The 9442-nt window shown below is 44.6% G+C and carries 5 protein-coding genes; 2 read left to right on the top strand and 3 right to left on the bottom strand.

Annotated elements, in window-relative coordinates; translation table 11 throughout:
* Nucleotides 1–166 precede the first annotated feature (166 nt).
* On the bottom strand, nucleotides 167–1150 hold the full coding sequence (locus IRQ95_RS19945; RefSeq protein ID WP_194439232.1) for a CobW family GTP-binding protein: 984 nt from the start codon (nucleotides 1148–1150) through the stop codon (nucleotides 167–169).
* A 500-nt stretch (nucleotides 1151–1650) separates the two neighbouring features.
* On the opposite strand from IRQ95_RS19945, the gene clcA reads away from it, so the two are divergent.
* Both clcA and IRQ95_RS19935 read left to right on the top strand, forming a co-directional pair.
* Complete coding sequence (gene clcA / locus IRQ95_RS19940; protein ID WP_194439230.1) at nucleotides 1651–3063, top strand: H(+)/Cl(-) exchange transporter ClcA; 1413 nt, start codon at nucleotides 1651–1653, stop codon at nucleotides 3061–3063.
* Nucleotides 3064–3218: 155 nt separating this feature from the next.
* Entirely contained in the window at nucleotides 3219–4190 is a 972-nt protein-coding gene (locus IRQ95_RS19935; protein WP_194439228.1) for a TDT family transporter, read from the top strand.
* 14 nt (nucleotides 4191–4204) lie between these two features.
* On the opposite strand, the gene IRQ95_RS19930 is transcribed toward IRQ95_RS19935, so the two are convergent.
* Both IRQ95_RS19930 and IRQ95_RS19925 read right to left on the bottom strand, forming a co-directional pair.
* On the bottom strand, nucleotides 4205–6265 hold the full coding sequence (locus tag IRQ95_RS19930) for an ATP-binding response regulator (protein ID WP_194439226.1): 2061 nt from the start codon (nucleotides 6263–6265) through the stop codon (nucleotides 4205–4207).
* Nucleotides 6266–6392: 127 nt separating this feature from the next.
* Nucleotides 6393–9440, bottom strand: a complete 3048-nt coding sequence (locus tag IRQ95_RS19925) for an SbcC/MukB-like Walker B domain-containing protein (RefSeq protein WP_194439224.1) — start codon at nucleotides 9438–9440, stop codon at nucleotides 6393–6395.
* Between the last annotated feature and the right edge of the window lie 2 nt (nucleotides 9441–9442).

Genomic DNA, 9442 nt, shown 5'->3' with positions numbered 1-9442 from the left:
TTGCTTCTGTATGCCTATGTAATGAATGGAAGCTTCTGCGCACGGTATAACAAAAAATATCGCGATCGCGACCTACGGTCGCTTCCAAAAAAGAACCCCGCTTGAAAAAGCGGGGTTCGTCATCAATCTGAAGGGGACGTTAAGTCCCCTTTTTGATCTGCACGCTTTATTGAACGCCCGCTAACTTAACTAAAATTTGTTCTAGTTGATCCCAAGGCATTAACTGAGATTCAATCACTTCTAAACGCGACTCAAATCCTGCAAGGCTCATTTGATTCACTGAAACCACACCATTCGCAACGTTAAATGCGTAACAGCCTTGATCAGTATTCACGACTGCTTTTACGCGCTCAGCCGTTAAAGCAGAAAGCATCGAGAATAATTCATCAAAATTAAACTCATACTCCGCACCGAATAACCAACCACAACTGAAATAGCCCTGCCCTTTGTTCTCGCGACGAATGAACGCTTCACCGGGCGGCAGTTCAAATTGCGGTTCTAAACTGGCGTGATGATGGTGATGATGCTCAAGATGACTTGATGCACTGCCGAATACTCGCTCAATATCCAAGACTTCTAAAGGCAGTTCGCCATTCTTTACCAGCTTACTAAAGACCTTCGGCGGCTGCTGTTCAGTCACCCAACTGCTGAAAATATCGATATCGCTGCTATGGCATAGATCAACTTTATTGCCAATCACCACATCAGCACTATCAAGCTGGTCATTAAAATTTTGATTCGAGGTATATTTTTCATTCGATAGGTTACGCGGGTCCACCAAAGCAATTGTCGCTTTCAAATCGACGTAGTTTTCATATTGCTCTGATGTTAAGGTCGCAATCACTTGCTTAGGATGCCCCAAACCCGTTGGTTCGATAATCAACCGGTCCGGCTTTTGACGCAACAACGCATTAATACCCACAGACATAGGAACACCCGCGGTGCAACACATGCAGCCACCAGGCACTTCCTTAATCATCGCCCCTTGATCAGTCATCATGGCACCATCAATGCCAATCTCACCAAACTCATTCACTAGTACAGCCCAGTTTTCATTCTGCGGCTTATTCTTTAATAAGTTAAGAATTGTGGTGGTTTTACCAACACCCAAAAAACCAGTAATGATGTTGGTCGGGACTCTCGATGTCATTGCGTTTCTCCAAGCAGTTTATGCTTGAAGTATATCGTTGATAGGTAAGCAACGTCGAGATGCTAAACGACAAAAGGCGCACTAAAAAGCGCGCCTTCTCCCTCGTTACTCAATCGTGAGTCTGCGAATCAGAATGTCTATAGATGCATTCCGATATATTACGAGGATTTCGAAATGATTATGTTGATTCCATCCAAATTGTAGGTAAGGCTGTCATTCCTCCATGCGAGTTTGATTCAAATTGCCTTACACTCTAAATATGGCTCAAAGCAGCTAAAGTTCAAGTTTTTTTATTCGCAAGCAGTTAATAAAACTCATGATTAAGCAACAGCTCACATTTCCTACTATTTCATTTAAAAATTTCTTGGTCAGTGAATAAAACCAATTTTGGAATTCAATATTTCATTCTTATCGCTATAGTTATATCAGTAGAGGCGTATAATTTTATTTCCTTTCAAACTACTGGCTAAACAGCCATATTCGCAGAGGTAATAACCGGAATGACCAATAGAGAGAAAATCAAACAGTCTTTACTCGCAAAAGTGCCAAAAGATGCGATTAATCAGTTTCTCTCTAAAGATAAAACCCCTGTTTCCGTCCTGCTGATGTCCCTGTTAGTCGGGGTACTTGCCGGTTTTGTCGGTACCTACTTTGAACACGCCGTCCAATTTGTTTCCGAAACTCGCACGGTTTGGCTCAAATCTGAAATTGGTAGTGCTTTACCGCTATGGCTCGCAGCCTTTGTGATAAGCGCTGGCTTAGCCTTTGTTGGTTACTACCTTGTTCACCGTTTTGCACCGGAAGCCGCTGGCTCTGGTATCCCTGAAATTGAAGGTGCAATGGATGGTATCCGCCCTGTACGTTGGTGGCGCGTCCTACCAGTCAAATTCTTTGGTGGCATGGGGGCTCTCGGTTCCGGTATGGTGCTTGGTCGCGAAGGACCAACTGTACAAATGGGCGGGGCAATCGGGCGAATGGTGACCGATATTTTCCGTGTAAAAAACAGCGATACCAAACACTCCTTATTAGCCTCAGGTGCTGCTGGCGGCTTAGCTGCCGCCTTCAATGCACCACTAGCAGGTATTATGTTTGTCGTTGAGGAGATGCGCCCTCAATTCCGCTACTCTTTGATTTCGATTAAAGCTGTGATTATTTCGGCAGTCTCAGCCAACATTGTCTTTCGTTATATCAATGGACAAGCCGCCGTTATTACCATGCCACAATACCAAGCTCCTGAATTATCAGCATTATGGCTATTTCTGGTACTAGGTGCACTGTTTGGCATGTTTGGTGTGGTATTCAACCGATTAGTCACAATTGCGCAAGACCTATTTATTCGCCTCCATAAAAATGACCGTAAGCGCTATTTAATTACTGGCTCGATGATTGGTGGCTGTTTTGGCTTGATGCTTTTATATATGCCAGAGCTTACGGGGGGCGGTATTTGGCTTATCCCTAATATTACCAATGGCGGGTATGGGGCAGCGTTTTTGTTATTACTATTTGTCGGCCGTATTTTCACCACCCTACTCTGCTTTGCATCTGGTGCACCCGGCGGTATCTTTGCACCTATGTTGGCGCTAGGTACACTTTTTGGCTATGCATTCGGCTTAATCGCACAACAGTTATTCCCAGAACTGCCAATCACACCCGGCATGTTTGCTATCGCAGGAATGGGGGCTCTATTTGCTGGTACCGTTCGCGCACCGATAACCGGTATCTTATTGGTGATTGAAATGACCAACAATTACTATTTGATCTTACCGCTTATCATCACCAGCTTAGGCGCGGTAATCTTTGCACAGTTGCTTGGTGGACAACCAATTTACAGCCAACTGCTACATCGTACATTGAAAAATGAAAAGTTAAGACAAGAGGACTTCCCGCGCGATACCAATCAGAATCAGCCTTAATTTTAAGACCCTCAATCCCACCGTTTGAGAAATTAGACTGAGATAGACCAATTGATAATTGGCACAACGCTATCGGCCTTGCTATCATTCGCGCCACCTCAAGAGGCAAGGAAAGCCTCGCACGTTGTTACCAGATTTAAGGTTAGGAGTTCGGCTTGAACTGGAGAAGGCTGACACAATTTCAAGGCGTACCGCCATCACAAGCAGCACTGGCACTGGGCATTATCGGCTTAGGCCAAGCATGGGCCTTATATGTCCCAACCATTGGTGAAGCAATTCGCCCTTTTATGGCCGGTTTAGGCGCGCTGCTACTAGCACCTGTATTAATTAAGTATTTCACACATCCAAAACTTTTTATCGCCGATCTTCGTCATCCACTCAGCGGAAGTTTAATGGCTCCAATGAGTATGGCACTACTGATTTTGTGTGACTATCTGGCGGTTATATCGCCAATTATCGCCTATCCAATTTGGTTCGCAGCAGTATGGCTGCATATCACCATGATGGTGCTGTTCTTCACTTTTCAGTTAACTAACTTCAAAATGTCTAACATCGTACCAAGTTGGTTTTTGTATCCTGTCGGTTTGATTAGCAGTTCGTTGGCAGGCACTCAGTTTGGTCATACTGTGTTCTCAGAAACCTTAGTTAACACCTGTATTACGATCTACTTCTTTATGTTACCGCTGGTATTATATCGCTTAGTGTTCGAAGGTATGCTTCCTAGGCGCGCACGCCCTACATTGGCGATAATGGCGGCGCCAATTAACCTAACGTTAGCAACCTACTTAGTTAACTTTAAGAACCCAGATCCGATTCTGACGGGCGCTTTAGCCGGTATCGCGATTACCATGACGCTGATGATCTATCTGTGTTACTTCCGTTTAATGCGTTTGAAATTTCAGCCATCGATTGCAGCGGTCACCTTCCCTTCAGTGATTAGTGCGATTGCCATGCATCGCCTAACCACTTTTTTTGAGCAGTACCATCCACGTTGGCACTGGTTGCACGATTTTGGCTTCTTTGAATTGTCGATCGCCACCATATTAGTGGTTTGGGTCTCTGCGGGATATGTGAAAATGTATTTCCCTGAAGGATTTACTCGCTCAACCAATCGTACTGAAAGCTAACAAGTTTCATTGGCTCATAGCCACTTGCTCACTTTTAGTATTAAGCTTTCACTGTTGGCAGGCTTTATTAAATAATCATTAAATCCAGCTCGATTAATCTTGTCGGCCATCTCATCAGAAGAGTCTCCTGTATAACCGATGATCGGTATCGATATTAAAGGTGAATTCATTCTGCGAATCTCCTTCGCAGCGGTTAAACCATCCATGATTGGCATCTCGACATCCATGATAATTAAATCTACTTTTGATTGTTCTAGCCGTTCAAGTGCCTCTAATCCATTTTGCGCCTCGATAACCGAGAAACCGTGTTTCTGCATTAGAATCGCAGTATAGGCACGCATTGAATGGTTATCGTCAGCCAGCAGTAACGTCTTTCCTTGGTAACTATTCTGCCCTAGGTTGAGCTTACGACTGGTAGGTGGCGAATCGAAAATCAACTCATCAATAATGTCAGAACACTGGGCTACGCAACGAGCTTTCTCCACCGGGAAAAAATCGATGCACGACTCCAATTTTGACCGATGACGTGAGTGCTTATCGTACAAGTACACCAACCTTCCCTGAGTAAAGCTCAGTTTGCTTTCAAGCGCCTCAAATACTCGTTGGTCGGTAAGTTTTTCATCTACGTCAACAAATATAATATCGTACTCAAACTCGTACTCCGCCTTCTTTAATGCCTTAGATAGTCGCTTGGATTTAAACTTAAACCCGAGATAGAACGAACTTTCATCTAGAGCGGTGATTAAGCTCATTGAATCGCCGATATAAAGTACATTCTTATTCTTAAGCATGTCGAGCTTAATCTTATTCACCGCAGGAGAGTTATATGGCGGGAACGTTAAGGTGAACTCGGTAAACTCGTTGAGTTCAGAGCGACAACGTATTTCCCCCCCTATTGCTCGCATCACTTTAAGACAAAATGGCAACCCTAACCCATAGCCACCAGCCTTGCCTTGGGTATAAAAATCATCAAAGATCTGTTTGCTCACCTCAGAGCTCATCCCAACGCCGTTATCACGTAAAATCAACTGATTAAAACCGTTGAATCGACGCAGTTCGATTTTGATCTCGAACTTATCACGTTTACCATGGAAAAAGGCATTCTTTAATAAATTGTACAGGGTATATTTAATCAGCGTGTCACTACCTAAAAAGTAAAAATCTTCCTGTAGTTTAGGCTGGATAGCCAACCGATCTAGGTGGCTCGGATATGAAAAACTCGCCAACGCTTTCTGGGCGACCTGCTGCATTGAATGTTTGCGGTAAGTGGCGTTGGTTATACGATTCTGATCAATTGAAGTAAGTAATAAATCAATGGTTTCTGTACCACTGTAGATTGCTTCGTTTGCTTGTAGTATCACTTCACGAGCCAATGCAAGTGAAGCTTCATCCAGTTCAATATTCTTACTTTTATCTTGGCCATTAACGTGCGGTTGTTGCGTTGGGAGCAAACTATCTAAGACATCAAGTGACGCTTTTAGCGCGCTTAATGGGTTGCGCATTTCATGTGCGATCCCGGCACCAAAAGACTTCGCCAGTGAAACTCGGGACTCATGCTCTATTTGGCTACGTAGATAGAACAAATTACCAAACACATAGGTAAAAGCGAAAATGGCGACATATGGCCAAACCACGTGTTCTTGAATCGCGTCCCAACTCGAACCATAGGCTAGAAAAATCGACGCAATAAAGGCTAATGTGGTCTGGAGCAACAATAATCCGGTTCGATATACCACCAATACGTGAATAATGATCGATGCCATGAATGACATTACCCACACTTCAGACCAATCATTTTTGAACATCATGTAGGAAAAGAAAAATGGCAAACAGATCGGTACACTGAAGGCGAAATAACCGGGTAAATAGCGCTGTAAGTAGGCTGGCAAGTACTGTCTTAACGCTATGACAGCAAACAAAAGCGAGCAGACGATACGCAATGAAAGAGATTCGTATGGCTGTGGGAATAGGTACTGCCACACATAGTAGTATGCCGGATAGCCTAGAAAACCCATCCAACCAATTACGGTTAGGTTAGGCTCTGCATACTGATAGACCTTACGAACCGATTCCATTTAACTTCTCATCATAGACTGGCACAACCCGTTGCAGTGCCATACGGTAAATATAGATTATGTTGCACACTCAGTTTTTTGCAGCCTCAGTTTTCAACGTTGTTTTACTTTGAGGCTGCAATCGCTTCTAGAAGATCGTACCCTGTAATTGGATATGGCTTCCGCTTCGGTCGCTTTTCACATCAATTCTCAGTGGCATTTGTTCTTTAAGTTCGCTGACGTGTGATATCAAACCAATTGTTCGTCCACCTTGTTGCAGATCAATTAAGGTTTGAATAGCCAAATCGAGCGATTCAGGATCAAGGCTACCAAAGCCTTCATCAATAAACAGCGTATCTAAACGAATGCCACCACTATAAGATTGCACCACATCAGAGAGACCAAGGGCTAGCGCAAGCGCCGCCATGAAGGATTCCCCACCCGATAGTGTCGCTACATCACGCAACTTACCCGAGTAGCCATCTTCGACCATCAAATCCAAACCGGAGCCTGCTAGACCTTTCGCTCGTTCTTCTTTACGACGTAACTCATAGCGCCCTTTACTCATTACACGCAGTCGTTGTGAAGCTTGGATTAGTACATCATCAAGCAACACTCCCAATACAAAGCGATGCAGGCTGACACGTGCACCGGTTCGCCCATTGGCAATATCACTCAGTGTACCAATGACTTGGTATTCAGCTTCAAGAGCTTGGTTTTGCTGATAAAGCTGAGTCAGAATTTTCGCCACTTTATTCAAGTTATCAAGTTTTGACTGCAACTTAGTCAGCGCATCCAATTGAATTTGATGCACAGCTTGCGCGTCATTAAGTGACTGCTGTAACAGCTCTATATCCGGCACACTTTGCTCTGCTAGTTCTTGCTCTAATGTTTCTAGCGCCCCATTTAGGCTCGATGTTCGCTCAGCAAATTGCGCCAACTGCAACTCTATCTGCTCTATTTGCATCGGTTCTAAACGAGCTTCAAGATACGCGGATTCAGTCTCAAATTGGCTCTGTTGCAACTGCTTAATCCAGTTAGACTCTCTGCTTTCAAGTTGCTCTAACGCCTCTTTAAACTGCTTGTCGTTTTCTAGCTGCTGTGTCTTTACCGTAACCAGTTGGGTATGAAGGGTTTCCAGCTTCTGCTTTGCTTGCAACTCTGCTTGTTGCAACTGCTTAACTTGATTGTCTGTTTGCGTGATAGTTTGATGTACGTAAGCCAAGTCTTGATCTTGCTCGGTCAAATCTTGCAATAAGTTCGCCAAACTGCCTTCTAACTTCGCCACCAGTTGCGCCGCTTCCGTGAGCTGCTGATGAGTCAATTCATCCTGCTGCTTATGTTGCAACAACGATTGCTCCGTGATTTGTAACTGCTGCGAGATTTGCTCAACTGCGTTGAGGTTAACCGCACCAATCCGCATCTCAAGCTGTTGTGCTAGGTGTTGGATTTCTGGCTGAGGTTGCGGATTATCACCCAATTGCCCCTGCCAACCTTTTACAGCCTGCTCCACTCTATCGACGTCTCGTTGTGCTGCCTGCAATGCACTCGATGCGGCCTCTTGCAAATTGAAACTTTGCTGCTGTTTTGCTCGCGCTTGATCAACTTGCGCTTTGCTCACCTCTTGCTCAGTAAACTGAGCAGGTTGTGGATGATCTTTGCTACCGCAAACCGGGCATGGTTCGCCAAGTTGCAATGTTTTAGCCAGTTGTGCAGCTTGCGAGGTGTGCCAGTAATATTCTTGCTGATCGGCAAAGCGTTTTGCTTGCTCAAACTGCGCTTTTGCTTGTTCAAAGTCAGACAATTTAACTTGGTAGATAGCCCTAAATTGCTCCGCGGCTTGTTGAGTATTCGCAAGCTCCTGATAGTTCTTTAGTTGTGTCTGTAACTGTTTTAGTTCCGCTTGCTGTGCTGGTAGCGCCGCTAAGCTATCTTTCGCTAGTTGCAGTTGCTGCTGCTGATTTTTAGCCGCATCTTCAAGCATTACGATTTGTTGAACGTTTTGCTGATGCGTTTGTTGCAATTGCTGTTGCGAGTTTTGCGCTTGTTTGAGTTTCGCGTGTTCTTGATCACGCTGATTTAGGCGTTTCGCGATTTCATTTAAATTGAACAATTGCTGAGTCAGAGCAGGAATTGCCTGAGCATCTAAGCTAGCTTTATCCCCTTGCGCTTTCGCTTCACCATACTCAATCGTCACTTGTTCAAGCTGCCTCGCACCTTGCTCACACGCGCTCTTTGCGCTTACTTGTCTTTGTTGCGCTTGCTGCCATTGGTTGTGAGGTAAGTGCAGATCTTGAGCTTGCTGAGCATGTTTTCTTTTTGCCGCTAACTGATCCATAGCTGGTTGTTGCGCCAAATGTTCATTGCGACTTGCCAGCAGTTGATCACGCTTGGTCATTTTAGCCTGTAACTCATTGGCAGCTTTATATTGCGCCTGTGCATTTTCCAAGACACTCTGAGCATTGCTTAGCTGTCGATTCGCATCGCCAATAAGAGGCTTAACGGCATCAATCTGCTGGTTTAACTCCTCTTCGCTCGGTACTCCAGCAACATCGAGTGCGCCTTTGATCTGGTTATCAAACTCATCTTTAGCTCGACGAATATGCGCAGCCTTATCCAATAGCGCTTTTTCTATCGCGACATACACATGAGTTTGGAATAGTTGACCAAAGATCTGTTCACGCTCTTTAGAGTTGGCAATCAATAGCTCTCGGAATTTACCTTGCGGTAACACCATTACCTGACGAAACTGTTTTACATCTAAACCAATAAGCTCACTGATCGCTTTTGCCACTGGGCTAGGTTTGTTGGCTAACAAGGCTTCTTCATCACCATCAATGCGAAATAGCACGGCGGTGTGATCTTTTTTGGTTAAGCCATCGCCACGTTTTTTTGGCAACATCTGCGTAGGCGTTCGTTCAATTCGGTACTGTTTAGTACCAAGAGCGAACTCAAAAATCACTTCTGTTGCAAAGTCTGGAGCTGCGTGATCACAACGCATCTGTTCGCCAGTACGTTCGCTTCCAGTTGTTTCTCCGTACAGCGCAAAGCAAATAGCATCTAAAATAGAGCTTTTACCTGAGCCCGTCGGTCCATTGATTAAAAACAGTGGAGATTGACCGAGTTGTGTGAAATCGATAACTTGCTTATCAGCAAAGGGACCAAATGCTTGGATAGTGAGTTTTAATGGCGTCATCG

It is taken from the genome of Vibrio fluminensis, from assembly GCF_015278125.1.
In the GTDB taxonomy this organism is placed as follows: Bacteria; Pseudomonadota; Gammaproteobacteria; order Enterobacterales; family Vibrionaceae; genus Vibrio; species Vibrio fluminensis.
Note: the sequence above shows the minus strand (reverse complement) of the source record. Positions and strands in the feature narration are given on the sequence as shown.

Excerpts from the sequence above, each read along its gene's own strand:
- IRQ95_RS19945 (WP_194439232.1), bottom strand. The coding sequence starts at position 1,150 with ATGACATCGAGAGTCCCGACCAACATCATTACTGGTTTTTTGGGTGTT.
- clcA (WP_194439230.1), top strand. The coding sequence starts at position 1,651 with ATGACCAATAGAGAGAAAATCAAACAGTCTTTACTCGCAAAAGTGCCA.
- IRQ95_RS19930 (WP_194439226.1), bottom strand. The coding sequence starts at position 6,265 with ATGGAATCGGTTCGTAAGGTCTATCAGTATGCAGAGCCTAACCTAACC.
- IRQ95_RS19925 (WP_194439224.1), bottom strand. The coding sequence starts at position 9,440 with ATGACGCCATTAAAACTCACTATCCAAGCATTTGGTCCCTTTGCTGAT.